Origin of the sequence: Mesorhizobium sp. M0991 (assembly GCF_040318915.1) — a bacterium.
In the GTDB taxonomy this organism is placed as follows: Bacteria; Pseudomonadota; Alphaproteobacteria; order Rhizobiales; family Rhizobiaceae; genus Mesorhizobium.
In genome coordinates, this window is the sequence record NZ_JAMYNE010000001.1 from 311,202 (window position 1) to 334,716 (window position 23,515).

Here is a 23,515-nt window from a genome sequence, read left to right on the forward strand (position 1 = left end):
GACAGTTCCCCAGATTTTGGATTGCGCACAACCTCCTAGCGCAACGGTTAAGTAGGCGACCACGGGAAGTTCGCGGGGGTCAAGCTTGTGTAAAAACGCCGGGCCTGGCTCCAATCAGATCCGTGGATCGTGTACTGTGATGAGACGTCGGGACCGAGGATCAGCGGATATGGACGAGGAGGGCTTGGCCGAGATCTCAGCCCGATATATTCGCTTCGCCGATACGGAAGCTCGCGGTCGCTCGCCGCTCTACGAGGAGTTGGCTCGGGCAGTCACTGGGGATCGGGAGACGCTCGGTTTCCTGTCGACCCTTCCGGACCTAAAGCGGCAACCGAACCTTCTACTTGCAGCGGTGCGTCACCTGTTCGGCACGCCGACAGGGTGGACCGAGTTTCGCCAGGCGCTTCAGGCTAATCCCGACGCCATCCGCTCGCTCATGCTCGAGCGCTCAACGCAAACCAACGAGCCGGGAAGGTGCGCCACCCTGCTCCCCCTCCTGGCGCGTTTGCCGCAGCCGCTGGCCCTCATCGAGGTCGGGACCTCCGCAGGGCTCTGCCTCATGCCCGACCTCTATGGCTATGACTACGGACGCAAGGTGATCCCCGCACCGGCGATGGCCTTGGAGCCGCCTGTCTTCCGCTGCTTCGCCAGCGAAACAACGCCATTGCCGACGGCCTTGCCGCAAGTCGTCTGGCGGGCGGGATTGGACCTGAGCCCGATAGATGCTTCGGACGACTCGCAAGTCGCATGGCTAGAGACACTGGTCTGGCCGGAACAGACAGCACGGCTCGCCAATCTGCGGGCGGCCCTAAAGATCGCTGCCACAGTCAAGCCTCGGGTGGTGAAGGGCGACCTGCGCGGGAGCGACCTCGTGCGACTCTGCAACGAAGCGCCAAACGACGCTACACTCGTCATCTTTCACACAGCCGTCCTCGACTATGTCTCCGACCCTGGTGACAGAGAAGCTTTCGCCGAGCAGGCGATGCGTCTCTCTCCTTATTGGATATCGAACGAGTTCCCACGCGTCTTTCCGTCCATCGCCACACGCGCCGGAACAAGCTGGCCGCCCGGCCGCTTCCTCCTATCTGCGAACGGCTCCCCTGTAGCTTGGACTGACCCGCATGGTGCCTCGCTCGAATGGATCGCGGACGAGGCGTAGGCTATAGGTAGTGGATTACCGTCCTTGGCCAGAGGCGCCATCAGTTCTCAGCTTCATCTATGCTCGTTTCGACGGCTCGCGTCTCGAATTCATTGGAAGCGACCTCTCCGACTTTCCTTGTCGCCGCCTCTACCGGACGGCTGAGAAAGAGAACGGCGCGCTGAGGCGTACGAAGACCGCTCCACAGTCGGGAACCACAGCTATCGGCAAGCCGTTTACGCTGCAAACCCCGCCTGGCGATCCTCAGAGCCCGGCGAGTTCTCCAGAGAGAACCAAATTGGAGATTTGATCATGACAAGCGCTGCCGACCGCGATCCGCGCCACCACACGCAGAAAATGCAGAAAAAGTTGGAGGAGGTGAAGCAGCACCTTCGCGAGGACATCGAGAAGGTCGATTCGCCGCAGCTGAAGGCGATGTTCGAGACGTCTGCGGAGGTGATAGGCGGCCTCCAGAAGGCGTTCCAGGACTACGAACAGAAGAATGAACCCGCTTGGCGTTGAACGACTTCTTCGCGGGTAGGTTTCAAAGGAGCGCCCCGTGCCTGCACCACCTGAAATGGATGTCGTCCTCGAACAGCTGCCCTTGAGGATCGGCGCCTATATCCCCGACGATCTGCTGGAGGACTGGTTTGCGCCGGGAACCGGCATGAACCCGGTCAGCAAGGAAGCGCTTGCCGCCGCGAAGAACTACGGCTGGCGCTTCGAATGCGACTTCAAGCACTACCCGGAACGCAAGGAAGGCGTGTTCTGGAAGTGGGTGCCGGCGATCTGACCGGCGCTGTTCATCGTTTCGCCGGAAACGCAGAACCGGCCTATCTTTTTGTTTTACGCAATTCCGGACGGAAAACCGTTCCACACTTTTCCTGGAATTGCTCAGCCTCCGCCAATCGGCGTCGTCACCTTGCCGGTTCCGCCGCATTCGGGGCAGGTGCGGCCGTCGATCATGCCTGACCCTGCACAGCGGCGACAAATATTCTCGCCGGCGCCTGGAGTGCCTGCGCGAACTTCGTCCGTGTTGGTTTGGCCGGCTTGCCGGGGCTTGCCCTGCAGCTTGTTCCTCGGCCGGGCGACCCAGCCTTCGTCGACCTCGAGCGGCCTGCTGCTGTCGTCCGGCAGGCCTTCGCCGGATTGGCCGATGGTTTCATTGCGCGGCCGGTCGTTCGCGCCTGTCGTGATCTTCTGAGCCATTGCCGTTGCCTCTACGCCTTGCAATTTCGAACGCCTCAGCCCCGCGGAGGTTCCGGTAGCGGCCAGCCGCCTTCAGCCGGGTTTTGTCCGAGCCGTCCTTCGGCCTCGGCTGGCAAGGATGGTGGTCAGCGTGACCGGACGAAAATCCCAGTTGTCGACGCCGACGTCATACTGACGCGTGACGGGGGTCAGCCTGCCGTGGGAATGGCCATGCAGATCGATCGATTTCCTGCCGATCTGGTTCCAGGTGCGAAAAGGGTAGTGGCAAAGGATCAGCAGGCTGCCGTCGAGCGTCAGCTCCTTGTAGTGCTGCGTGCTCGCCCAACCCGTGGCGTCGATGGTGGCCACAGCATCGTTGTTGCCGATGATCAAATGCTTGCTGCCATGAAGAGACGACAGAAGCGACGACACGAATGCGGCCGATCCCCTGGCAAAATCGCCCAAGTGCCAGACCTCGTCGTCCGGCCCGACAGTCTCGTTCCAGAACGCAATGAGCGCCCGGTCATGTTCCGCCAGCGAGCCGAACGGACGACGATCGATGCGCAGAATGCGCGGGTCGCTGAAATGCGTGTCGGCGGTGAAGTAGATCATGCGCTGGAGTGTTTCGAACTGCCGCGCATCTGGGCGCGTGGCGCACCAAGTCCATCTCGCCTTCCCCGATGCCTGGCCCAACCTGCCCGGTCGCCGGTTGTTCCTGGAAGGAACTGGTGGTTTATGCTCCGCTGAATATCGCACGCAAGTTCAGCGGCGCAGTGGCTGGACATTTTGCATCCGGTCCGGGACCTTGTTGTCGCGTCAGGTTCAGGCGCGATCGAGTCTGCTGCACAGTGACCACGACCCATCAATTCTTTGCCCGTGACGCCACCATCGTCGCGCGCGACATGATTGGCGCCACGCTGCTCTTGCATGGCGTTGGCGGCATCATCGTCGAGACCGAAGCCTATCGTTCGGATGACCCGGCTTCGCATGCTTTCGGTGGCAGGACGGTGCGCAACGGCGCCATGTTCGGCGCCCCAGGCAGCGCCTATGTCTATCGCTCCTATGGCCTGCATTGGTGCCTCAATGCCGTCTGCCTGCCCGGCAGTGCCGTGCTTATCCGCGCAATCGAACCGCAATCCGGGCTGGAGGTGATGCGGGCCAATCGCGGCCTTGACGATCCCCGGCTGCTTTGTTCGGGACCGGGTCGCCTTTGCCAGGCGCTGGCAATCGACAAATCCCATGACGGGCTGCCGCTGGACGTGCCGCCATTCGAATTCAGGCGGCCGGGCGACGCCAGCGCCGTTCTTACAGGCCGCCGGATCGGCATTTCCAAGGCTGTCGATGCAGAGTGGCGGTTCGGCCTGCGCGGCTCGGATTATTTGAGCCGCAAGTTCTGACGCTGCGGCAGCGGCAGAGTAGCTGCCTGGCATCACTCGTCGGGTTTGCCGAGATGCATAGGCGTTCTCTGTTGGCGGGCTTCGCTGGTCACCTCGTCGGCTCCGGCAGGTGAAATCCCTCGCAACGCCTTCGCGGCTTCGATCAGGCGCCCGCGATCATTGCCGAAGCTCTTGATCAGCTGGCGGACCTGGTCGGCGGTGATGCCGTTCTGTTGGGCAAAATACTCGACCTCACGTTCGTCTTCCGCAGCAATGCGATCGCGGTCGCGGAAATCTCGCTTGCTCTTATCGTCAGCCATTTTTTCCTCCTGGTGGAGCTTCGCATCACTGGCAACGTGGGCAAGCGGCTTTCGTTGCCGCGACCAGGCGGACTTTTGCGCCGTCGGGCGACTGACCAGGAACCATGAGGCGAGCAGCCGGTTTGGCTTGGATGCAGCAGCCACCAATTCATACCGATGGAGATTACGATGATGCTCGCAAGCAAAACCACTGTAATTGCAGCGGCGCTGGCTTTGTTGGCCGCGCCGGCATTCGGCCAGACGAGCCCGCCCGCGGCGCCGGCGCCGGATCGTGGCGCCGAACAGTCGCCCGCAGTGAACGGGCAGGATGCCATGCGCGATATGATGCGGCAGATGATGACTGAGATGCTGGAGGAGAGAATGCAAGAAGATCGCGCGCCCCGGGCAGAACGGCGAGGTCACTGGCATCGCGACTACAGGATGGGCCCGCCTGATCGAGGTTGGGAGATGGGAGGCCGCGGTGGCGTTGGACGCGGGATGCATGGCGCGAGGATGCGAATGATGTTCGCCATAGTAGATGCGGACGGCGATGGCGCGCTTTCTCAGAGCGAAGTCCAGGATTTCGTCGGGCGGATATTCAACGCCGTCGATGAGGACGGTGACGGCAGCGTCGACATGCAGGAAATCCGGTCCTTCTTCCACGGAGCAGACGCCGAGGATCAGGAGTAGGTCTCCTGCCGGCCGGCAAGGAGGCTTGGGGCAGCGCGAGCTACGTCGGCCGGGGAGGATGAAAGCTCTGGCAGCTGGATACCAGGCTGCCAGCCGGGGAGATGCGTTCCTTGGCTGGCCTTGCCCGAACGCCGCGGACCAATCAAACCAGCAGGAATTCGTTGGCCATGACAGAGAAAACTACGGAGAAAACCCCGACCATCGCTCGTATCTGGCGCGGCAGAACCGTGCCTGAAAAGGCGGATGCCTATGAGAGTTACAATTACGAAGCCGGCATCAAGCCGCTGACCCAGAAGGCCCTGGGCGTGCAGACCTTTCGCGAGGACACGCCGACCCATTCGGAATTCGTGACGATTTCCTATTGGGAAAACGTCGAGGCGATGGCGGCGTTCACCGGCGGCGATCCGACAAAAATCCACCATCTGGAGCGGGACGAAGAGTTCCTGATCGAGCTGCCGTCGAGGGTGCAGGTGTTGCGCATCCGCTCCAGTCACGGCCAGCTCCGATAGCCCTGGCGACCGCTGCCCGGTTCGGCCCGATCTAGGAAATCGCCCTCAAATCGATTTCGGTAATGTGCCAGCGGCCGAGATTTGCGGTGTAGAGCTTGTCGCCCTTGAAGGCGATATTGGTGGGATGGGCGAGCGTCGTTGCCGCCGGATCCTCGATCAGCACCTCGAGCCCGCTATCCGGTCGCCAACGATAGATGCGGCTCGGCTCGTAGCACGAGATGAACAGCGAACCGTCCGGCGCCAAGGCGACGCCATCGGGGACGTTGTTCACGCCGTCCACGACGAGCCGGCGAGGTCCTGCCGTGCCGTCGGCACGGATCGGCACATAGCTGACGCAGGCCGCATGGCTTTCCACGACGTAAAGCCCATTCCCACCCGGCGCCATCGCCATGCCGTTGGCGAAGGCCATGGCCTCGCTGCACCACAGGCCGCCTTCGCCGGTCTTCAAATCATAGCGGAAGATGCCGGAGCGGTTGTCTTCGCCTACGCTGTCGGAAACGTAGAGCCAGCCGCGCGCCTCGTCGATCACGGGATAGTTCGGCACGCGAATGCCGGCCGAAGCGAAGCGCGTCATATCAGCCGTCGCGGCATTCCAGCGAAAGATCGCCGAATGTCTCAAATCGCAGGCAAAACAGTTTCCCGCGCTATCGAAGGCTATACCGAGCAGAAAGCCATCCGTGCCGCCCATGCGTTCGACCGAGCTGCCATCGGCGGCGAGGCGCAGCAGGTCGCCGGTTTCGGTGCCGCACCAGATCGAGCCGTCGCGATGGATGGCCACGCCTTCCGGATGGGCGACGCGCGGGCTGGTGAAGATGCCATCGAAGAAGACCTTCGCGGCCGACATTTCGAGCAACGGCTTTGCCATGCGCCGCCCCCTCTTCAGCCTGTTGCAGTATGCGACCGCTGCGCGGCAATACAGCGCTCGACCATCAGCCGGTCGGCCGCCAGGATCTCGGCGATCAGCGCGCCACGCTCCTTGGCGCTGACGAATTCGAGGCGCCGCAGGCCGAGCGGGTCGATGCGGTTTCGCAGGATGTCGAGCGTCTCGTTCGAGGGCAGCGCAACCTCGCGGCAATCGGCATCGAATGTCAGGGCAAAGCCGGTGGCATCCTGGACCTGCTGGCGCGTCACGCCCGGCATGGTCTCGACGACGACCAATTGCCGGCTCTCCTGGTCGAGCCGAAACACGCAAAGGTCCGTGAACACCAATGCCGCGCCGGTCCGATAGCCCATCGGCTCGCGCTCGGCCTCAGTCAGCAGGCCGCGCGCCGAGCTGGCGATCTCGACCGTCTCGACCAGCGACTGCACGGAATGGCGGGGGACGTAGAGCAGATAATCGCGGTGCATGTTGGCGACATCGGCCATGCCGCCTTGCCCGGGCAGCCGGATGAGGCTGCCGTCGCGCTTGCGCAGCGCAATGGTGTTGACGCGCCCGCCTCGATCGACCTGCGCGGCACCGACGATCTCATGCGTCACCGCGCCGGCCTGGTAGTAGGTCGAATAGGTGTCATCGCCGCCGGCATGCGCCACCGCCGTCTCGCAATCGAGGCTTTCGATCAGCGACAGGATCATCGGGCTCGGCGCTATGTCGAGATGGCCGCAACTCATGGTGGCGATGATCATGTCCGGCGCGTGCGTCGCTTTGGCCAGCCGGTAGGCGACATTGGCCAGCGGCGACACCGCGCCGGCACTGGCAAAGCTCTCATTGTCGAGCTCAGCGGCGATGCGGGCGGCGATGATCTCGTCGATGGACGCCTCCTTTTCGCCGTGCACGAGCCCGGGCATTGCGAGGACTGTTTCAGCGCGGACTTTTGCAGCGTCTTGAACCCGCTCCGGCACGCCTTCCGAAGGCATACTCAGGCTGTCCGACAAAGGTATTTCCTTGGCCGCGAACGCCCCCGCCAACGCTTGATAATCCGTCACATAGAATGGCAGGCAGGAGGCGGGATAGGCACCGCCTGGCGCCAGGGCGATCGCCGACACCTGATTGCGGGTCAAAATGCTCTGCCGGCCATCATACCGCAGCGCTCCGACCGGGACGATTTCCTCAACCGTGACCAGCACCTGGCGCGCCGCGCCGGCCATGGCGAAATCCAGCGCTCGTGGCCCGATGATCTGGACATTGCCGCTCTCGTCGGCACGCTGGGCATGGACGACGAACGTATCGAGCCGCAAGGCCGGGATGATCCCGGTCGTGATTCCCGCGATCGGATCGGGCACGGCGATCGCGCCGGGCACGCGCGCCAGCATGTCCGAACCCTCCGGAAGCTGAAACGGCATCGACGGCAGGTTCTGCTGCGCGGCCCGCAACGCCTGGATCATGGCCAGCGCCGTCCAGTCGCGGACCGGCACGGCATTGGTCTCGGCAGCCGCGCGGAAGCGCGGCGGCAAGCCAAAAATATCGAGGCTGGAAAAGCAGATATCGACCTCCGCCACGGCATTCGCTTCGAGAAGCAGTTCGAGTGGCAGGCCGCCGGCCCAGCAGACATAGCGAAGGTGCTTGACGCCCGAGCGGGCGATGGCCCGCAACAAGGCGATCGGCAGCCGGGCAAAATGATGGCCACCGACACCGAAGACGTCGCCGCCGCCGACCATCGCAGCCAGGCCCTCGACGTCGGTGAAGCGCGGCCGGTTCGGCTTGACCAGGGACGTCATTTCGCAGCCTTCGGCCGCGCCGCGCTCTTTTCAGCAAATTCCTTGACGCGACGCTGGCCGAGCTCGCTGCGGTAGAGGCCACCCAGGGCATCGCGCTCCATGGCAAGGCCGCCGGCCAGATCGCCCGACACGGCATGCGCTGTCAGCGCTTTTAGCCCCTCGATCGCTGCGGCTGGTTCGGCGGCGATCATCTCGGCGAGTTCCAGCGCCCGCGGCATCAGCCTTTCGGCATCGACGATCTCGTTGACCAGCCCGGCGCCGACGAACTCGGAAGCCGGCATGATGGCGCCGGTCATCAGCAGCAGATTGGCGCGGTTGCGGCCGAGTTTTTGGACGCTGCGCTGCGTGCCGCCGCCGCCGGGGACCAGCCCGAGCTTGATTTCGGGCAGGCCGAGCTTCGCGAACTGGTTGGCGATGACGATGTCGCAGCACAGCACCAGCTCCATGCCGCCGCCGAGCGCAAAGCCGTTGACCGCCGCGATGACCGGCTTGCGGTTGTTCTCGACCGCCGCATACATGCGCGTGCCGGCGGCCTGGAAGGCGTCGAACTCGATAGCTGTCTGGGCGGCGTATTCCTTGATGTCGGCGCCGGCCATGAAGCCTCGCCCCTCGCCGGTCACCACGATCGCGCCGACGCCATCATCCTGCGACAACGCCTCGAAAACTTCGGTGATCTCGCTTTGCATCAGCCGGTTCATGGCGTTGAGCTGATCGGCGCGCCGGAAGGTGACGACCGCGACGCGCCCGGATATTTCCAAGCTGAGTGTCTGGTAAACGCTCATCGTCAGGCAGCATCCACGGTCATGTCGCCGGACGCCTCAAGTGCTGCAATCTCGCCGCTGGAGAGGCCGAACTCGGCCAGTATCTCGCGGCCATGCTGGCCGACCAGCGGCGCCGGCCGTTCTATGGTAGCCGGCGTCTCGCTCATCTTGACCGCCGGCGCGACCACCCTGACCTTGCCGCCGCGCGGATGCTCGTAGCTGGTGATCATGCCCATGTGCCTGACCTGCGGATCCTCGGCCGCGCGGCGGATGTCTTTCACCTCGGCACACCAGATGTCGGCTGCGAGCAGCCGCGCCAGCAGCTCCTGCGTGGCAAACTTCCTGGTCTCGGCGTTGACCTTGTCGAACACCTCGTCGCGCTTGTCGAACAGCGTCTTCAGATCGTCGTAGACAGCAAGCTGCGGCGCCTCCAGCACTTCATACAGCGTCTTGAACGGGCTCATGGCGATCGACACATAGCCGCCGTCCTTCGCTTCGTAGATACCGAACGGCGCCTGCATGCCGGGGTGGCCGATGCCGGAATTCGGGCGCACGAAATCCTCGCCGAGATTGAGCACCGCGACATATTCCTGATTGAGATGCGCCAGCATGCCGGCGAGCAGATTGACCTCGATCTTCTGGCCCTTGCCGGTCTTCTCGCGATAGTAGAGCGCCGACAGGATGCCGTAGACCATGTTCATGGCGCCGATCTGGTCGGCCAGGCCGGCGCCGGCCGGAACAGGAGCCTGATCGCCGCGGCCGGTGTTGGAAATCAGCCCGGACAGTCCCTGGATCAGCATGTCCTGACCGGGACGCTCGACATAGGGGCCTTCCTCGCCATAGCCGGAGCCCGAGCAATAGATAATGGCGGGATTGACCGCCCTGAAATCCTCGTAGCCATAGCCGAGCCTGGCGAGCACGCCAGGGCGGAAATTCTGCACCACCACATCCGCCTTCTTGGCCATGTCCAAGATGATGGCATGCACCTTGCGGCTTTTCAGATTGAGCGCGATGGAGCGCTTGTTGCGGTTCCAGGCGAGGAAATTCGGGCTTTCGGAGCCGCCGACCCATTTGGCGAAAAAGGTCATGCCGCGGAACATGTCGCCGGCGCCGGCACGCTCGATCTTGATGATGTCGGCGCCCATGTCGCCGAGCAGCTGCGTGGCGAACGGCCCTTGCAGCAGATGGCTGAAATCGAGGATGCGGACGCCTTCGAGGGCCTTGTTCATTTTTGTCTCGTTGGTTGTCAAAGCAGGTCGGGTACGTAGCGGGGTGCCGCGGTGAGGCCGCCGTCGACGCGCAGGTCGGTGCCGGTGGTGAAGCCGGCGGCGTCGGAGGCGAGATAGACGGCGGCTTCGGCCACCTCGGACGGTTTGCCGATGCGGCCGAGCGGATGCATCTTTACCCAGGCCTTGGCGAGGTTGCCACCGATCTCCTTGACCAATTTGTCGTTCATCGGCGTGTTGATGGTGCCGGGCGAGATCGAGTTGACGCGAATGTTGAGCGGACCGAACTCGACCGCCATCTGGCGCGTCATTGCCATCACCGCGCCCTTGGCGCCGGCATAGGCGGTCCAGCCGTCAAGCCCGATATGCCCTTGTGCCGAGGCCATGTTGATGATCGAGCCGGATTTCTGCGCGATCATATGCGGCAGCGCATATTTGCAGCCGCGGAACACGCTGGTCAGGTTGACCGCGATCAGCCGGTGCCACTGCTCGTCGGTCATTTCGTGAACCGGCATGCCGCCGATGGCGATGGCGGCATTGTTGACGAGAATGTCGAGATGGCCCGTCTTGGCGACCGCGCCGTCTATCAGGGCGGCAATGTCGGCCTCCTCCGCCACGTCGCAATGGATGTAGTCGGCGCGATGGCCGGCGGCGCGCAGTTCCGCGGCGAAGTTTTCACCCTTCTCGTCGGCGATGTCGCTGAGGAAGACGTGCGCGCCTTCCCTTGCCATCGCCTCGCTGATCGCATGGCCGATGCCGTCGGCGGCGCCGGTGACGATTGCGGTTTTCCCTTTGAGACGATCCATATCAGCCTCCAATGGCGCGCCGGCGCTTTGCTTCGTCGAAGGCGACGGCGGCAATGATGATCATGCCGGTGATGACCAGTTGCCACTCGGTCGGCAGGCCGAGACCGCGCAGCCCGTTGGACAGGAACTGCAGGATCAGCACGCCGAGCGCCATGCCGGTCAGGCTGCCGATGCCGCCGGCAAGGCTCACCCCGCCGAGCACGGTGGCGGCGACGACCTGGAACTCGAAATTCAGCCCGGCCGTATGCTGCGCCGAACCGACGCGGGCGGCCAGGATGATGCCGGCAACCGTCGCCAGCAGCGCGCTGATGATGAAGCAGATGAACTTGACGCGGCGCACATCGTAGCCTGCCAGGCGTGCCACTTCCGGATTGCCGCCGACGGCATAGATCTGCCGTCCGAACGGCCGGTGCAGCATCATGTAGGCGAAGACGGCGAGCAGGGCGATGGCGATAACCGCCGAATAGGGAATGACATTGAACAGTCGGCCGTCCGACAGCGCGATGAAGCTGTCGAGCGCGGCATCGTCTGGAATGGCGCGCTGGCCGGTATAGAGATAAACGCCGCCGCGCATGATGAACATCGTGCCCAGCGTCACGATCAGCGAATTGATGCCGGCATAGGCAGTCAGATAGCCGTTCACGACGCCGATGATCAGCCCGAACAGCAATGCGCCGCTGATGCCGAGCACAAGCGAATTCGTGTCGTTCATGATGATGATCAGCGGCAGCGCGATGGTCGCCAGCAGTGAGCCGATCGAGATGTCGACCTCGCCGGACATGAAGACGATGGCGCAGCCGATGCCGGCGGTGAGCGCCAGCGAAGCCTGACCGAGCACATTGGTGATGTTGCGCACCGAGAAGAAATTCTCGGCGGTGAAGGAAAAGAACGCGATCACCAGGATGAGGCAGAGGAGCAATGCCAATTCCTGCCGCGCGACGAGCCGCGCCAGCATGGACGGCCCAGCTTTCATGGTGTCGGTGCTTGCCAGGCTCATCGCTTGGTCCCTTCGAAAGCGTCGGCCGAATGACAGGGAATGCTGTCGCGAAGCATCATCATCTATCCGATCGCCGCATTGAGGATGTTCTCCTGCGTGGCCTCGTCGCGAGGCATGATCGCGGTGAGGCGGCCTTCGCACATCACCGCGATGCGGTCGGCAAGCCCCAGCAGCTCGGGCATTTCGGACGTCATCATGACGACCGCCAATCCTTCGCCGGCGAGCCGGTCGATGAGCGCAAAAATCTCCGACTTGGCGCCGACGTCGATGCCGCGGGTCGGTTCATCGACGACGATCACCTTGAGACCGCGCATCAGCCAGCGCGAGATCAGCACTTTCTGCTGGTTGCCGCCGGACAGGTTCTTGACCTGCTGGAACAGGCTGGGCGTCCTGATGCGGAAACGGTCAACATAGTCCTGCACCGCCTTGCGTTCGCTGGCCTTGTCGACGAAGCCCATTCTGGCGAAGGCACCGAGCGAGGCGAGGCTTGCATTCTGGTAGACCGGCAGCTCGCCCATCAGCCCTTCGCTCTTGCGATCCTCGGTGAGCAGGCCGATGCCGAGCCGGACGCCCGTATGGGTGTCGTGCGGCAGCAGCCGGCTGCCATCGACCGAAATGGCGCCGGAAGTGATCGGGTCGTAGCCGACGATGGCCTTGGCGAGCTCGGTCCGGCCGGCCCCCATCAGGCCGAAGAAGCCGAGGACCTCGCCGGCATGCGCCTCGAACGACACATCCTTCAGCTTCTTGGCGGTGCTGAGCCCTTCAACGGAAAGCGCTACCTTGCTGCCCGGCGCACCGCGCTTGCGCGGGAACAGGTTTTCAATGCGCCGGCCGATCATGTCCTGGATCAGCGTGTCGTTGGTGTGCTCGCCGATCGGCCTGGTCGAGACGTGACGGCCGTCGCGCAGCACGGTCACGGTGTCGGCGATCTCGAAGACCTCGTCGAGCTTGTGGCTGACATAGAGCACCGCGATGCCGAGAGCGGCCAGCCGGCGGATGACGGTGAACAGCAGCGAGACCTCGTTCGGCGTCAGCGAGGAGGTCGGCTCGTCCATCACCACGACGCGGGCTTCATGGGCGAGTGCGCGGGCGATCTCGACCATTTGCTGCTGGCTGACCGGCAGCGATCCCGTGCGCGCCGCCGGGTCGACGTTGAAGCCGATGCGCTTGAACAAGGCGGCCGCGTCGGCACGGATCTTCTTCCAGTCGATCGAGCCGCCTTTGCCGGTCGGATAGCCCTCAAGGAAAATGTTTTCGGCGACGCTGAATTCGGCGATCAACGCGATCTCCTGGAACACCACCTTGATGCCCTCTTTCAGGCTATCGCGCGGCGACTTGATGTCGGCCTCGCGGCCGCGCAAGCGGATGGTGCCGGCATCCTTGCCGTAGACCCCGGCCATGATCTTGATCAGGGTCGACTTGCCGGCGCCGTTCTCGCCCATCAGGGCGTGGATTTTGCCGGGTTCCAGGGTCAGATCGACATTGTCCAGCGCCACCACGCCGGGAAAGCGCTTGCCGATGCCGCGCATCTCCAGCGCCGGCACGCTTTTGTCGACAGCCGCGGTTTTGCGGGGGTGAAGGAAATCAACCGACATTGGCTCTGTTCCGCACGATGTCGAGATAGGTCGCCAGGATGATGACGATGCCCGGCACCACCATTTGCAGGTCCTGGTTCCATCCGAGGATGATGATGCCGTTGTCGATGACCTTCAGCACGAGCACGCCAAGCAACGTGCCGAGCAGCGAGCCGCGGCCGCCAAGCAGGCTGGTGCCGCCGAGGATGACGGCGGCAATCACGGTCAACTCGAAGCCGCGGCCGGCGGTCGGCTGGCCGGCATTCATCAGCGACGACAGGATCATGCCGGCAATGCCGACGCAAAGGCCGGTGACGACGAAGGCGAACAGCTTCAGGCGTTGCGAGCGCACGCCGGAGAGGCGAACCGCCCGCTCATTGGCGCCGACCGCGTAGAGATAGCGGCCGAGCGTGGTGAAGCGCAGCGTTGCCGCGGCCAGCGCGAAAATCAGCGCGGCAATGACCACGGGCAGCGGGATCGCGCCGATATAGCCGGCACCGAGATCGGTGAAACTTGCAAGCCGATGGTGGTTCTGCACTGCCTCGCGGGTGAACAGATAGACGCCGCCCTGCAGCATCATCATGGTGCCGATGGTGGCGATCAGCGAGTTCACCTTGAGCCTGGTGACGACGAGGCCGTTGAACAGGCCGACCGCACCGGAAAAGGCGAGCGCCGCCAGCAGGCCGAGCGTCAGGCTGTGCGTCGAATTGAGCACGGCCATGCCGATGCAGCCGACAAACGCCAGCGATGCACCGACCGACAGGTCGACTTCAGCGGTGATGATCAGCATCGTCATGCCCGAGGCAACGATCAGCACCAGCGCGCATTGGCGCAGGATGGCGATGATGTTGGCCTCGGAGTAGAATTGCGGCACCGCAATCGAGATGGCGATGCAGAGCACGGCCAGGATCACGCCGAGCACCAGCTGGCTGCTGCCCAGCAGCTGGCCGCCGATGAAACGCCTTGGCGCGGAGGATTGCGTAAGCTCGCTCATGTCCATTTCATTTCGGGGCCGCATCGGGTGCCGTCGCCGTTTGGAAACTGCCGGCCAAAACAGGGCGGTTGACCTGTTTTGCCGTCGGCATCCGATCCGATGCCCTTCCCGCCGCGCGGGAAGGGCTACCCGGAATCCTTACTTCTTCAGATCGGCGGAAGTTTTCATGCATTTTTCCGGTGGCTGAAGCGCATTGACGGCATCCCATTTGATCGTTCGTGTGGTGCCGTCGTAGTCATAGAACTTCTTCCAGTCGTCGCCGTTCATCGGCGCGGTCGGACTGACGATGTGTTCCGGCACCTCTTCGCCGTTGAAGAGCTTAACCGCTGCATCGATGGCGGTGTAGCCTTCCTTTTCGGGGAACATCGCGGCCTCGATTCGATAGGACGGCTCGTTCTGCATCGCATTGATGAAGGCGAGGCCTTCGCCGCCGGTGCCGACCGTCAACAGGCCGTCCTGCGACTTGCCGGCCGCTTTCCAGGCCTGAAGGCCGCCGAGCGACGAGGAATCGTTGATGCCGTAGATGATGTTGATGTCGGCGTTCTTGGCAAGAGCCGCCGAAGAGACTTCGAGCGCGCGGTCCGGGTTGCCGCCGCCGTCGAGGTCGTGGACCATGACCGCGTCGGGGATGATGGTCTTCAGGCCATCCATGAAACCCTGCGACCGCAGCACGGTGGCGGACAGCAGCGGCAGGCCGACATTCATCACCTTGGCTTTGCCTTCGAGCTTCTCCTTGGCGTATTTGCCGGCTTCAACGCCGGCTGTGTAGCCGGTGTCGTAGTCGCAAATCGCGACCATTGTGGTCATGCCCTTGACCGGATTGCCTTCGAGCACGACCGGAACGTTGTTGGATTTCGCCTGGCGCAGCAGCGGTACGACGCCTTCCTCGTTGACGGGCGTGACAATCAGCACGTCGACGCCTTTGGCCATGAAGTCTTCGGCGGCGGAAACCTCCTTGGCGATGTCGAGATTGGCGTCCTGCACCTCGAGCTCGATGCCGAGTTCCTTGGCGCGGGCCTGCATGCCCTTGATGACGTTCTGATACCACTCGTGCGTGGCGTAATTGGTGACGTAGCCGATGCGCTTCGGCATGTTTTCGGCGTGTGCGGCGGCGGCGCTCAGAGCCAGCGCGGCCGCCGAGGCAAACAGCATCGATTTGGACCAGTTCATGTTTCTTCTCCCTGTATTTCTTGTCAGTTGCTGAACGGATAGTCCCGCCGTTCCGGGTCGGCACGTGAAGAGGCGGCAGCTTCGCCCGCGCCCAGCGCCGCCGATATCGTCTCGGCCGCCGCCTTGGTTCGTTCGAAGACGGTCTTGCGATCGAAGCGCGCGGCCTTCTGCGGCAGGAACGGGACGGTGAGCGCGGCAATGACCGCACCGGTATGGTCGCGCACCGGCATCGAGATGTTGGTGCAGCCCTCGACAGCCAGCGAGGCGCGCATTTCATAGCCGAGCCTTGCGACTTCGTTCAGCCGCGCTTCGATTTCCGTCCGGCTGCCTTGGCCCTCGCCCGCAGCGACGATCCGCTCGACGATGCGGTCACGCTCGGCGCGGCTCGAATGCGCTAGCAGCACCGCGCCGGAGCTCGTTTCGAGGATCGGGAAATGCGAGCCGAGGGCAACCGAATATCGCATCGGCAAAGGCGAATCGATCTGCAGCACGACCAGTGCGCTCTCGCCTTCGCGCACGACCAGATGGCAGCTCTGGTCGGCATTGGCGGCAAGGCCGCGCATCACCGGCAGCGCACATTCGACCAGGCGGTTTACCGGCGGATGCATATGCGCCAGTTCGAACAGCTTCAGCGACAGGCGAAAGCGGTCCGATTGCGTCCGGAAAATGTAGCCGCGCTTCTCCAGCAGCAGCAGGATGCGGTAGATCTCGTGAATGGAGCGCCCCATTCCCGTGGCGATCTCGGTCTGGGTCAGCGGCTCGCCGCTGGCAGCCATGAATTCCAGGATGTTGAGCGCCTTCTCCACCGCAGGCACGCGGTAGCCGTTGCGGCCGCTTTCGCCTTCGTCGACGATCTGGGCAATATCGGTGGCCATTACGCGACGCTCCGTTGCGGCTGGCCATGCCTGGTCTCGCGATAGAGCCGGTTCAGCCGATCTGCGAGCTCGGCCGCCGGCAATTCGCCGGCGATGGCCGCCGCGGCATGAGGGGCGCATTGGCGGAAGAAGCTGATGAAGCCCGGATGGGTCGGGCGCAGATAGGAGGCTTCGATCGTCGCCAGCGTCGACGCGAAGAAGCCGCCTGAGAGAGCGTTGACCTCGCCATCTTGCCATGCCGTCAGCGATCCCGGCTGTCCGCCGGATTTCACATAGTCGCCGCGCTGATAGCCGGGCGAGCACAGAAACAGCGCGTAATCGATGGCTGCCTGCTTGTGTTTCGATTGGGCGCTGACGCCGATGCCGGCGCCACCGAGCAAGGCGCCGGCGGATCGCGGCGTCGGCACGTCGGCGAAGCGCAGATACGGCCTGTCTGCCTTGGAGGCATAGTTCACATAGCCGAAGGCGAACGGCACGTAGACCACGTCGTCATGTGCGATCATATGATCGTAGCAGCGGATCGGGTTCCATTTCGGCGAGTTCGGATGCGACAGCGCCGCAAGCTGGCGCAACTGCCCGACGGCCTGCTCGATTTTTTGCCTGGCGATGAACTCGTCGCCGTCGTCGCGGGGCTCACCGAGCGTCAAAAGCAGGCACATGGCGTCAGTCGGCACCAATGGCAGCCCAAGCCATTTGCCGTCCTTCAAGGCGCTCCGGCCGAGCTCCAGCACCTCGTCATGGCTGCGCGGCAGCGGTCCGTAGCGCTCCACGAGATCGGGGCGATACGAGGCAACCTGACAGGCAGCATCGATCGGCAACGCCCATTGGCGCCCGTCCCTTGCGTAGGATTGCCAGGATGCGCCAACTGAATCCTGTTCGAAGCCGCGGCGCTGCTCAGCCGACAAATCGAACGGCACCATCAGCCCGCCTTCGGCAATATCGCCGATGAACGGATGGTCGAACACGACGAGATCATAGGCGTCGAGCACCGGACCAAGCGCGCCCTCGCCGAACTCGTAAAGGCTGCGGCGGTCCCATTCGATCTCAAGGCCGGGATTGGCGGCACAATACGGCCCGATGCTGGCGTCGAGCGGACCCCAGCAGCGTCGGTGATCCCACGCGAGGCCGCGCAGTCTTGTCATGCCGTAATTCCTCCTGAACCGGCCATGCGTCGGCCCAGCCGATTAGTAGCAACTATTTTTACCTAGACAAGTAATTTTTACATACGCAAAGCCGACCTCGGCTTCCGCTAGGCAGGAGAGCCGCCCATGCGGCCCTGATGCGCATCGCGTGGCCGCCGGACTGCAACCAAAGGCTGCGTTGGATCTGGCTTTTTGGAACCTTCGCGACGAACATACGTTCGGTTGGCGCAACCATTCAGAGCAGCGTCATTGGGCAGCGTCACTGGATTCAGCGACGAGTCGCAGGGAGCGGACTAAATGGACCAACTGTGGGCGCGGCCATGAACCGGTTCACCGCCTTGGCATTCGCCACGTTTCTGGCGATAACTTCGATCTGGGTACTGTTTCTGGTTTCTTAAGATTTGCCGCTGGTTTTTAGGATTTGGAGGGGTTCTCGACAGGTCGACCGCTTAACGATGACGTCCGCCGCATGTGGTTCTGCCAGCCGGAGCCGCGTGCATGAAGAAACTGTCGCCAGGAGCATACCGGCGCGCACATTCGGGGTTGGCAGCCACGCTGCCTGCAACGTTCCAATCGGTTTTCAGGAAACGGCGAGATTTCATGTTGCTGAGGGCGATCGTTCGAAATTGTGCCGTCATCCGTTTTGGCCGCGTCGGCGCGACGATGCTACTTGCTGGGCTACTTGCTGGTCTGCTTGCCGGCTGCCAGGGCGGCGTGCTCGACCCGCAAGGGCCAGTCGGCGCGGCGCAGCGCACGATCCTGCTCAATTCGGTCGCCATCATGCTGGCCATCGTCGTCCCGACGATCGTGGCGACGCTCGGTTTTGCCTGGTGGTTCCGGGAGACCAACACAAGGGCGCGGTATCTGCCGGAATGGGCCTATTCCGGACGCATCGAACTGGTGGTCTGGTCGATCCCCATCCTCGTCATCCTGTTTCTGAGCGGCATCATCTGGATCGGGTCGCATGACCTCGATCCAATGAAGCCGCTGGATTCCCAGCAAAAGCCGCTTGAGGTGCAGGTCGTCTCGCTCGACTGGAAATGGCTGTTCATCTACCCCGAGCAGAATATCGCGAGCATCAACCAGCTTGTGGTGCCGGCGGGCAGGCCGGTGCATTTCTCGCTCACCTCGGCAAGCGTCATGAATGCGTTCTTCGTGCCTCAGCTCGGCGGCATGATCTACACGATGAACGGCATGACAACGCAGCTTCACCTGCAGGCGGATCAGCCGGGCGAATTCTATGGGCGGTCGGCCCATTTCAGCGGCGACGGTTTTCCAGGCATGCAATTCGTGCTGCATGCCGTGGCGGCGGACGCCTTCGATGCATTCGTCAATTCGGCGCGAAACCAGGGACAGGCACTCGACAAGGCCAGCTACCAGGAACTGGCCAGACAGAGCCTGGACGTGCCGCCTTCGACCTATCGCTCGGTCGAGCCGGACCTTTTCCATGAAATCGCGACGCAGGGCGTTCCGCCCGCGCCCGGCCCCCAGGCCGGTCGCCCCGAGCCGAGCGTATTGCCCAAGACAGGAGGCTGACAATGCTCGGAAAATTGAGCTGGGACGTCATTCCGTTCGATCAGCCTCTGCCGATGATCGCCTCGGCGGTCGTCGCCCTGGCAATCCTCGGCGTGCTGGCCTGGGTCTTCCTGGCCGGCCATTTCCCCTATCTGTGGCGCGAATGGATCACCAGCGTCGATCACAAGCGGATTGGCGTGATGTACACGCTGCTGGCGCTGCTGATGCTGCTGCGCGGCTTCAGCGACGCCATCATGATGCGGTCCCAGCAGGCCCTCGCCTTCCAGGCGCCCGGCTATCTGCCGCCCGACCACTTCAACCAGGTCTTTTCCGCCCACGGCACCATCATGATCTTTTTCGGGGCGATGCCGTTCGTCATCGGCCTGATGAACCTGGTCGTGCCGCTGCAGCTCGGCGTTCGCGACGTTGCCTTTCCAACGCTCAACTCGGTGAGTTTCTGGCTCACCGCCACCGGTGCGCTGCTGGTCAACATCTCGCTGGTGATCGGCGAATTCGCGCGCACCGGATGGCTGCCCTATCCGCCGCTCAGCGAGACCGCCTACTCGCCGGGCGTCGGCGTCGATTATTATCTGTGGGCAGTGCAGATAGCGGGCGTCGGAACGCTGCTCACCGGCATCAATTTCGTCACCACGATCCTGAAGATGCGGGCGCCCGGCATGAGTTACCTCAGGATGTCGATGTTCTGCTGGACCTCACTCGCCGCCAGCTTGCTCATCGTCGCCGCGTTCCCGGTCCTCACCGCGACGCTCGCGATGCTGACGCTCGACCGCTATTTCGGCTTTCATTTCTTCACCAATGAAGCCGGCGGCAACATGCTGATGTTCGTGAACCTGATCTGGGCCTGGGGCCATCCCGAGGTCTACATCCTCGTCCTGCCGGCGTTCGGCATCTTCTCGGAGGTTATCTCCACGTTCTCCAGCAAGCCGCTGTTCGGCTACCGCTCGATGGTGGCCGCGACGCTGTTCATCTGCATCGTCTCCTTCATGGTGTGGCTGCACCACTTCTTCACCATGGGAGCCGGCGCCGACGTCAACGCCGCGTTCGGCATCGCCACCAGCATTATCGCTGTCGGTACCGGCGTGAAGATCTACAACTGGATGTTCACAATGTATGGCGGCCGCATCCGCTTCGCGACGCCAATGCTGTGGTCGCTGGGCTTCATGGTGACGTTCGTCATCGGCGGCATGACGGGCGTGTTGCTGGCCGTGCCGCCGGCCGATTTCCTGCTCCACAACAGCCTGTTCCTGGTGGCGCATTTCCATAACGTCATCATCGGCGGTGTGCTGTTCGGCGCCTTCGCGGGATATACCTACTGGTTTCCCAAGGCATTCGGCTTCCGGCTGCACGAGGGCTGGGGCAAGCTGGCCTTCTGGCTGACGCTGATCGGGTTCTACGCCACCTTCGTGCCGCTCTACGCTGTCGGCCTGCTCGGCATGACCCGCCGCATGCAGCATTTCGACGTGCCGGCCTGGTATCCCTGGGTGCTGGTTGCCGGCGCCGGCATGTTAATCACCACCGCCGGCGTGGTCGCGCAGATCATACAACTCGTCGTCAGCATCCGGCAGCGTGCGGCGCTTCGAGATGCCACCGGGGATCCCTGGGACGGGCGCTCGCTGGAATGGGCCACGCCCTCGCCGCCGCCGGTCTTCAACTTCGCCGCGCTTCCGCATGTCGAGGGCGAAGAGCCCTACTGGAACATCAAGCAGCGGGCACGCGAGCAAAACCGGCTGCGCGACGAGCCTGAATACGAGCCGATCGAGATGCCGCGCAACAGTCCCACCGGGTTCATCTGCGCCTTCTTTGCGACCGTGATGGGCTTCGCCCTCATCTGGCACATCTGGTGGATGGTGGCGCTCGGCGCGCTCGGCGCTTTCGCCACCTTCGTCATATTCGCGTGGCGCGACATCCCCGAATACGTCATTCCTGCCGCCGAAGTCGCCCGGATCGACCGCGCCAACCGAAGTGCCCGCCGCGAGGCGCTGGCCACTCATACGGGGCCAAGGCAATGACCGCGATCGACGTTCGAGAGCGTGACCCCTACCGCCTCGGCCATCGCAGCCACGGCCGTGCACCCGGCCACGGCGACAGCGGCCCAGCACCGATCCGGATCGTCGTGGGCTACGGCTTCTGGATCTTCCTCCTGAGCGACATCGTGATGTTCTCGGCCTTCTTCGCGGCCTACGCCGTGCTGGCGGGCAAGACGGCGGGCGGACCAAGCGGAGCCGAGCTGTTCGACCTGCGCAACGTCGCGATCGAGACGGCCGCTTTGCTGTTGTCGAGCTTTACCTGCGGTCTCGCCAGCCTCGCCGTGACAGCGCGACGAAGCTCCTGGTTCTATGTCGCGATGGCTGTCACCTTCGTGCTCGGCGCCACCTTCATCCTGCTCGAGTTGCGCGAGTTCGCGCATATGGTTGCCAGCGGTGCCGGACCGACACGCAGCGCTTTCCTGTCGGCGTTCTTCACGCTGGTGGGATGCCACGGCCTTCACGTCACGGCGGGGCTGCTGTGGCTGCTTACGATGATGGCGCAGATCTTCGCCAAGGGATTCCGCGACGATATTCTTCGGCGTTTCATGTGCTTCAGCCTGTTCTGGCACGCCCTCGACATCATCTGGGTCGCCCTGTTCACGGTGGTCTATCTCCTGGGAGCAAGTCGATGAGCAATGCGGACGATCGCCACGCGCAACGGCGCGACACCGATGGCCTGGAGCGCTACGACATCGATACGGCGCCGGGTGACGAATACCTCGGCGACACCGAAGTCGGATCCGGGTTACGCGGTTATGTGATCGGCCTTGGGCTGGCAACGCTGCTGACCATCGCCTCGTTCTGGTTGCCCGGAACGAACCTGATATGGGCACCCGGCATTCCGGTGGCGCTGGTCGTGCTGGCGATCGCCCAGATGGGCGTGCATCTCGTCTTCTTCCTGCACATCACGACGGGGCCGGACAACACCAACAACGCCCTGGCGCTTGCCTTCGGCGTGCTGATCGTTGTGCTGGTGATCGGCGGCTCGATCTGGATCATGGCCAATCTCGACCACAATTTGATGTCGATGAACGCGAACATGAACATGAACCGCTAGCGATTATTCCGGCCGTTGGCCGCAGTTCATGCGACAGCGAGCTCGGTCTCAAGCGGACGACCTCGGCCTCTCCCAGGGCGCGCGGCGCGGCCTCCTTGAGCACATCCATCTCCCTGTCTGAGGCTCCCGCATAAAAACCATGAGCCGCCGATGTTCCGATCGCCGCAACTCGGTCAAACCGGATAGCGCGCCGTTGCCCGGAACATTCGCCGAGGAAGCGGGTTTTTCGGTTCGGACGCATCGCCGCGGAAACGGCGATGGGCTCGGCAATGGGCGAAGGGCTCGACATGACCGGGCTAAGCGGTAAGCAACCAAGCGGGACGAAAGGTGTTGTGGTCGTATTCTCCGCGCCGGGCGGCGAGACCATCTACGCGCACGAATGGAAAACCGTCGCTGCCGTCGCGCGCACGATTGCAGCGTTGAAGGGATTTTCCTTCCGCCAGGGCCTGCGTGATGGCGGCGGTGACAGCGGCGGGCTGTATTTCGTGCCGGACGACAGCCTGCTTGCTGCCGATGCGGCCCAACTGGGCATCAACGGGCCCGACGACTTCTTCGGCGGCGTGGTGCCCTGGCGCCTCGCAACCACCAAGGCCATAACCCACGAGCTGGTGGACGGGTCGGCGGCACGGCCAAAGGAATGGCCCGCCGGCTTCGGCAGCGCCGTCGCCGCGGCCGTACTGCCCGGCTACACTGCATTTTCACGCCATGACGCGCTGCGCGCAGCGCAACGTCTGCTGGAGCTCGGGCTGGTCCGGTTCAAGCCACCGCGCGCTTCGCGGGGCCGCGACCAGCACACCGCCGCGACGGTCGGCGATGTCGAAAGGCTGCTGGACCAATATCCATCCTCTGACCTAAGCGAATACGGCCTTGTTCTCGAAACGCAGCTTCGCGACATTGTTACACTGAGCGTTGGCAGAACCACGATCGACGAATTGTCGGTCAGCTATTACGGCACCCAGCGGACGACGACCGACAACGACGGGCAGCCCGTTTACGGCGGATCCGATCTGGTTGTCGTGCGGGGCGGATGGGAGGCGCTGGATGAGCTGCGGCTATCTCCGGCGCTGGGTTTGGCTGTGGCGCAGGCGAGAACCTATGACGCAGCGATGGATGGTTATCCCGGATTCTTCGCCTCGCGACGCAACTACGACATCGGCCAAGGTGTCGATTCCTCGGGCATCTGGCGATCGGGTGTGCTGGAAGCCAGCTGGCGGATCGGTGGCAGCAGCAGCGCCGAGCTGGCAGCAATGGACGCCATGAAGCGCGATCCCGATATGCAGATCGTGCATGTCTCCGCCGTCAAGCAGTTCGGCAGCACTGCGCCGCTGCCGCTGAACGCAGACATCCATTTCCACGGGGAGGACCCCGAGGAGGGTCAAATCACGCGTTATACCATCGTCACCCAAGCGATCCGAGGGCCGATCGGGGACGCCGGCCGATCGTCATCTTAGGTCGAAGTGAAACACGCCTTTGGCAGGGAACATCCGCCAATGGC

General features: G+C 63.3%; 25 protein-coding genes. 11 read left to right on the forward strand and 14 right to left on the reverse strand.

The features are described 5' to 3' along the window. The first annotated feature begins 169 nt into the window (after positions 1 to 169). The 3 genes from NKH70_RS01545 (at position 170) to NKH70_RS01555 (ending at position 1,931) form a co-directional block, all read left to right on the forward strand. Positions 170 to 1,159, forward strand: a complete 990-nt coding sequence (locus NKH70_RS01545) for a DUF2332 domain-containing protein (RefSeq protein ID WP_352977124.1) — start codon at positions 170 to 172, stop codon at positions 1,157 to 1,159. Positions 1,160 to 1,450: 291 nt separating this feature from the next. Beyond that, positions 1,451 to 1,660 (forward strand): hypothetical protein, encoded by a 210-nt coding sequence (locus NKH70_RS01550; RefSeq protein WP_353024779.1) that lies wholly within the window; start codon positions 1,451 to 1,453, stop codon positions 1,658 to 1,660. A 37-nt stretch (positions 1,661 to 1,697) separates the two neighbouring features. Continuing rightward, entirely contained in the window at positions 1,698 to 1,931 is a 234-nt protein-coding gene (locus NKH70_RS01555) for a hypothetical protein (RefSeq protein WP_023720474.1), read from the forward strand. 101 nt (positions 1,932 to 2,032) lie between these two features. Here the strand turns inward: NKH70_RS01555 and NKH70_RS01560 are convergent, their stop codons facing one another. Together NKH70_RS01560 and NKH70_RS01565 are read right to left on the reverse strand one after the other, a co-directional pair. Further along, positions 2,033 to 2,347, reverse strand: coding sequence for a hypothetical protein (locus NKH70_RS01560; RefSeq protein ID WP_352912223.1), 315 nt, complete (start codon positions 2,345 to 2,347; stop codon positions 2,033 to 2,035). Positions 2,348 to 2,419: 72 nt separating this feature from the next. Then, a complete protein-coding gene (locus NKH70_RS01565; protein ID WP_352911947.1) occupies positions 2,420 to 2,938 on the reverse strand; it encodes a metallophosphoesterase in 519 nt (172 codons plus the stop codon). A 236-nt stretch (positions 2,939 to 3,174) separates the two neighbouring features. Here NKH70_RS01565 and NKH70_RS01570 point away from each other — a divergent pair, with 236 nt between their 5' ends. Further along, complete coding sequence (locus tag NKH70_RS01570) at positions 3,175 to 3,723, forward strand: DNA-3-methyladenine glycosylase (protein ID WP_352911949.1); 549 nt, start codon at positions 3,175 to 3,177, stop codon at positions 3,721 to 3,723. A gap of 32 nt (positions 3,724 to 3,755) precedes the next feature. Here the strand turns inward: NKH70_RS01570 and NKH70_RS01575 are convergent, their stop codons facing one another. After that, on the reverse strand, positions 3,756 to 4,424 hold the full coding sequence (locus tag NKH70_RS01575; protein WP_353016089.1) for a DUF3606 domain-containing protein: 669 nt from the start codon (positions 4,422 to 4,424) through the stop codon (positions 3,756 to 3,758). Between the two features lie 99 nt (positions 4,425 to 4,523). Here NKH70_RS01575 and NKH70_RS01580 point away from each other — a divergent pair, with 99 nt between their 5' ends. Together NKH70_RS01580 and NKH70_RS01585 are read left to right on the forward strand one after the other, a co-directional pair. Continuing rightward, positions 4,524 to 4,691, forward strand: a complete 168-nt coding sequence (locus NKH70_RS01580) for a hypothetical protein (RefSeq protein ID WP_352977126.1) — start codon at positions 4,524 to 4,526, stop codon at positions 4,689 to 4,691. 167 nt (positions 4,692 to 4,858) lie between these two features. Beyond that, positions 4,859 to 5,200: a hypothetical protein gene (locus NKH70_RS01585; protein ID WP_352911955.1), complete on the forward strand. Its 342-nt coding sequence runs from the start codon at positions 4,859 to 4,861 to the stop codon at positions 5,198 to 5,200. A gap of 31 nt (positions 5,201 to 5,231) precedes the next feature. On the opposite strand, the gene NKH70_RS01590 is transcribed toward NKH70_RS01585, so the two are convergent. From NKH70_RS01590 to NKH70_RS01640, 11 genes are all read right to left on the reverse strand, one after another. Then, on the reverse strand, positions 5,232 to 6,065 hold the full coding sequence (locus NKH70_RS01590; protein ID WP_352911958.1) for an SMP-30/gluconolactonase/LRE family protein: 834 nt from the start codon (positions 6,063 to 6,065) through the stop codon (positions 5,232 to 5,234). Positions 6,066 to 6,079: 14 nt separating this feature from the next. Then, positions 6,080 to 7,855 carry a CoA-transferase gene (locus NKH70_RS01595; protein WP_352911961.1) on the reverse strand — a complete coding sequence of 592 codons (1,776 nt, stop codon included), beginning with the start codon at positions 7,853 to 7,855 and terminating at the stop codon, positions 6,080 to 6,082. After that, positions 7,852 to 8,637: an enoyl-CoA hydratase/isomerase family protein gene (locus tag NKH70_RS01600; protein ID WP_352911964.1), complete on the reverse strand. Its 786-nt coding sequence runs from the start codon at positions 8,635 to 8,637 to the stop codon at positions 7,852 to 7,854. Before NKH70_RS01600 ends, NKH70_RS01595 begins: the two co-directional genes overlap by 4 nt. 2 nt (positions 8,638 to 8,639) lie before the next feature. Then, entirely contained in the window at positions 8,640 to 9,845 is a 1,206-nt protein-coding gene (locus tag NKH70_RS01605) for a CaiB/BaiF CoA transferase family protein (protein WP_352911966.1), read from the reverse strand. Positions 9,846 to 9,862: 17 nt separating this feature from the next. Then, a complete protein-coding gene (locus NKH70_RS01610; RefSeq protein WP_352911968.1) occupies positions 9,863 to 10,648 on the reverse strand; it encodes an SDR family NAD(P)-dependent oxidoreductase in 786 nt (261 codons plus the stop codon). 1 nt (position 10,649) lies between these two features. Beyond that, a complete protein-coding gene (locus NKH70_RS01615) occupies positions 10,650 to 11,645 on the reverse strand; it encodes an ABC transporter permease (protein ID WP_352911971.1) in 996 nt (331 codons plus the stop codon). 62 nt (positions 11,646 to 11,707) lie between these two features. After that, a complete protein-coding gene (locus NKH70_RS01620) occupies positions 11,708 to 13,240 on the reverse strand; it encodes a sugar ABC transporter ATP-binding protein (RefSeq protein ID WP_352911974.1) in 1,533 nt (510 codons plus the stop codon). Then, positions 13,230 to 14,213, reverse strand: coding sequence for an ABC transporter permease (locus tag NKH70_RS01625; RefSeq protein ID WP_352911978.1), 984 nt, complete (start codon positions 14,211 to 14,213; stop codon positions 13,230 to 13,232). Before NKH70_RS01625 ends, NKH70_RS01620 begins: the two co-directional genes overlap by 11 nt. Positions 14,214 to 14,351: 138 nt before the next feature. Continuing rightward, positions 14,352 to 15,383, reverse strand: a complete 1,032-nt coding sequence (locus NKH70_RS01630; protein WP_352911981.1) for a sugar ABC transporter substrate-binding protein — start codon at positions 15,381 to 15,383, stop codon at positions 14,352 to 14,354. Between the two features lie 23 nt (positions 15,384 to 15,406). Then, on the reverse strand, positions 15,407 to 16,258 hold the full coding sequence (locus NKH70_RS01635; protein WP_352911984.1) for an IclR family transcriptional regulator: 852 nt from the start codon (positions 16,256 to 16,258) through the stop codon (positions 15,407 to 15,409). Continuing rightward, positions 16,258 to 17,400: an ABC transporter substrate-binding protein gene (locus tag NKH70_RS01640; RefSeq protein ID WP_352911987.1), complete on the reverse strand. Its 1,143-nt coding sequence runs from the start codon at positions 17,398 to 17,400 to the stop codon at positions 16,258 to 16,260. Before NKH70_RS01640 ends, NKH70_RS01635 begins: the two co-directional genes overlap by 1 nt. Positions 17,401 to 18,063: 663 nt before the next feature. Here NKH70_RS01640 and cyoA point away from each other — a divergent pair. From cyoA to NKH70_RS01665, 5 genes are all read left to right on the forward strand, one after another. Continuing rightward, a complete protein-coding gene (gene cyoA / locus NKH70_RS01645; RefSeq protein ID WP_352716403.1) occupies positions 18,064 to 18,936 on the forward strand; it encodes a ubiquinol oxidase subunit II in 873 nt (290 codons plus the stop codon). 2 nt (positions 18,937 to 18,938) lie between these two features. Then, positions 18,939 to 20,945, forward strand: coding sequence for a cytochrome o ubiquinol oxidase subunit I (gene cyoB, locus NKH70_RS01650; protein WP_352911993.1), 2,007 nt, complete (start codon positions 18,939 to 18,941; stop codon positions 20,943 to 20,945). After that, entirely contained in the window at positions 20,942 to 21,595 is a 654-nt protein-coding gene (cyoC, locus tag NKH70_RS01655) for a cytochrome o ubiquinol oxidase subunit III (RefSeq protein ID WP_352977128.1), read from the forward strand. Before cyoB ends, cyoC begins: the two co-directional genes overlap by 4 nt. After that, positions 21,592 to 22,020 carry a cytochrome o ubiquinol oxidase subunit IV gene (gene cyoD / locus NKH70_RS01660; protein WP_352911999.1) on the forward strand — a complete coding sequence of 143 codons (429 nt, stop codon included), beginning with the start codon at positions 21,592 to 21,594 and terminating at the stop codon, positions 22,018 to 22,020. The genes cyoC and cyoD overlap by 4 nt, the downstream gene beginning before the upstream one ends. Before the next feature lie 269 nt (positions 22,021 to 22,289). Then, complete coding sequence (locus NKH70_RS01665; protein ID WP_353024780.1) at positions 22,290 to 23,471, forward strand: DUF3182 family protein; 1,182 nt, start codon at positions 22,290 to 22,292, stop codon at positions 23,469 to 23,471. The last annotated feature ends 44 nt before the right edge of the window (positions 23,472 to 23,515 follow it).

Coding starts and splice junctions, on each gene's coding strand:
- NKH70_RS01625 (WP_352911978.1), bottom strand. CDS start 14,213: ATGAGCGAGCTTACGCAATCCTCCGCGCCAAGGCGTTTCATCGGCGGC.
- NKH70_RS01595 (WP_352911961.1), bottom strand. CDS start 7,855: ATGACGTCCCTGGTCAAGCCGAACCGGCCGCGCTTCACCGACGTCGAG.
- NKH70_RS01600 (WP_352911964.1), bottom strand. CDS start 8,637: ATGAGCGTTTACCAGACACTCAGCTTGGAAATATCCGGGCGCGTCGCG.
- NKH70_RS01605 (WP_352911966.1), bottom strand. CDS start 9,845: ATGAACAAGGCCCTCGAAGGCGTCCGCATCCTCGATTTCAGCCATCTG.
- NKH70_RS01615 (WP_352911971.1), bottom strand. CDS start 11,645: ATGAGCCTGGCAAGCACCGACACCATGAAAGCTGGGCCGTCCATGCTG.
- NKH70_RS01545 (WP_352977124.1), top strand. CDS start 170: ATGGACGAGGAGGGCTTGGCCGAGATCTCAGCCCGATATATTCGCTTC.
- cyoA (WP_352716403.1), top strand. CDS start 18,064: ATGCTACTTGCTGGGCTACTTGCTGGTCTGCTTGCCGGCTGCCAGGGC.
- NKH70_RS01665 (WP_353024780.1), top strand. CDS start 22,290: ATGGGCGAAGGGCTCGACATGACCGGGCTAAGCGGTAAGCAACCAAGC.
- NKH70_RS01550 (WP_353024779.1), top strand. CDS start 1,451: ATGACAAGCGCTGCCGACCGCGATCCGCGCCACCACACGCAGAAAATG.
- NKH70_RS01630 (WP_352911981.1), bottom strand. CDS start 15,383: ATGAACTGGTCCAAATCGATGCTGTTTGCCTCGGCGGCCGCGCTGGCT.
- NKH70_RS01635 (WP_352911984.1), bottom strand. CDS start 16,258: ATGGCCACCGATATTGCCCAGATCGTCGACGAAGGCGAAAGCGGCCGC.
- cyoB (WP_352911993.1), top strand. CDS start 18,939: ATGCTCGGAAAATTGAGCTGGGACGTCATTCCGTTCGATCAGCCTCTG.
- NKH70_RS01585 (WP_352911955.1), top strand. CDS start 4,859: ATGACAGAGAAAACTACGGAGAAAACCCCGACCATCGCTCGTATCTGG.
- NKH70_RS01640 (WP_352911987.1), bottom strand. CDS start 17,400: ATGACAAGACTGCGCGGCCTCGCGTGGGATCACCGACGCTGCTGGGGT.
- NKH70_RS01620 (WP_352911974.1), bottom strand. CDS start 13,240: ATGTCGGTTGATTTCCTTCACCCCCGCAAAACCGCGGCTGTCGACAAA.
- cyoC (WP_352977128.1), top strand. CDS start 20,942: ATGACCGCGATCGACGTTCGAGAGCGTGACCCCTACCGCCTCGGCCAT.
- cyoD (WP_352911999.1), top strand. CDS start 21,592: ATGAGCAATGCGGACGATCGCCACGCGCAACGGCGCGACACCGATGGC.
- NKH70_RS01590 (WP_352911958.1), bottom strand. CDS start 6,065: ATGGCAAAGCCGTTGCTCGAAATGTCGGCCGCGAAGGTCTTCTTCGAT.
- NKH70_RS01560 (WP_352912223.1), bottom strand. CDS start 2,347: ATGGCTCAGAAGATCACGACAGGCGCGAACGACCGGCCGCGCAATGAA.
- NKH70_RS01580 (WP_352977126.1), top strand. CDS start 4,524: ATGTTCGCCATAGTAGATGCGGACGGCGATGGCGCGCTTTCTCAGAGC.
- NKH70_RS01610 (WP_352911968.1), bottom strand. CDS start 10,648: ATGGATCGTCTCAAAGGGAAAACCGCAATCGTCACCGGCGCCGCCGAC.
- NKH70_RS01565 (WP_352911947.1), bottom strand. CDS start 2,938: ATGATCTACTTCACCGCCGACACGCATTTCAGCGACCCGCGCATTCTG.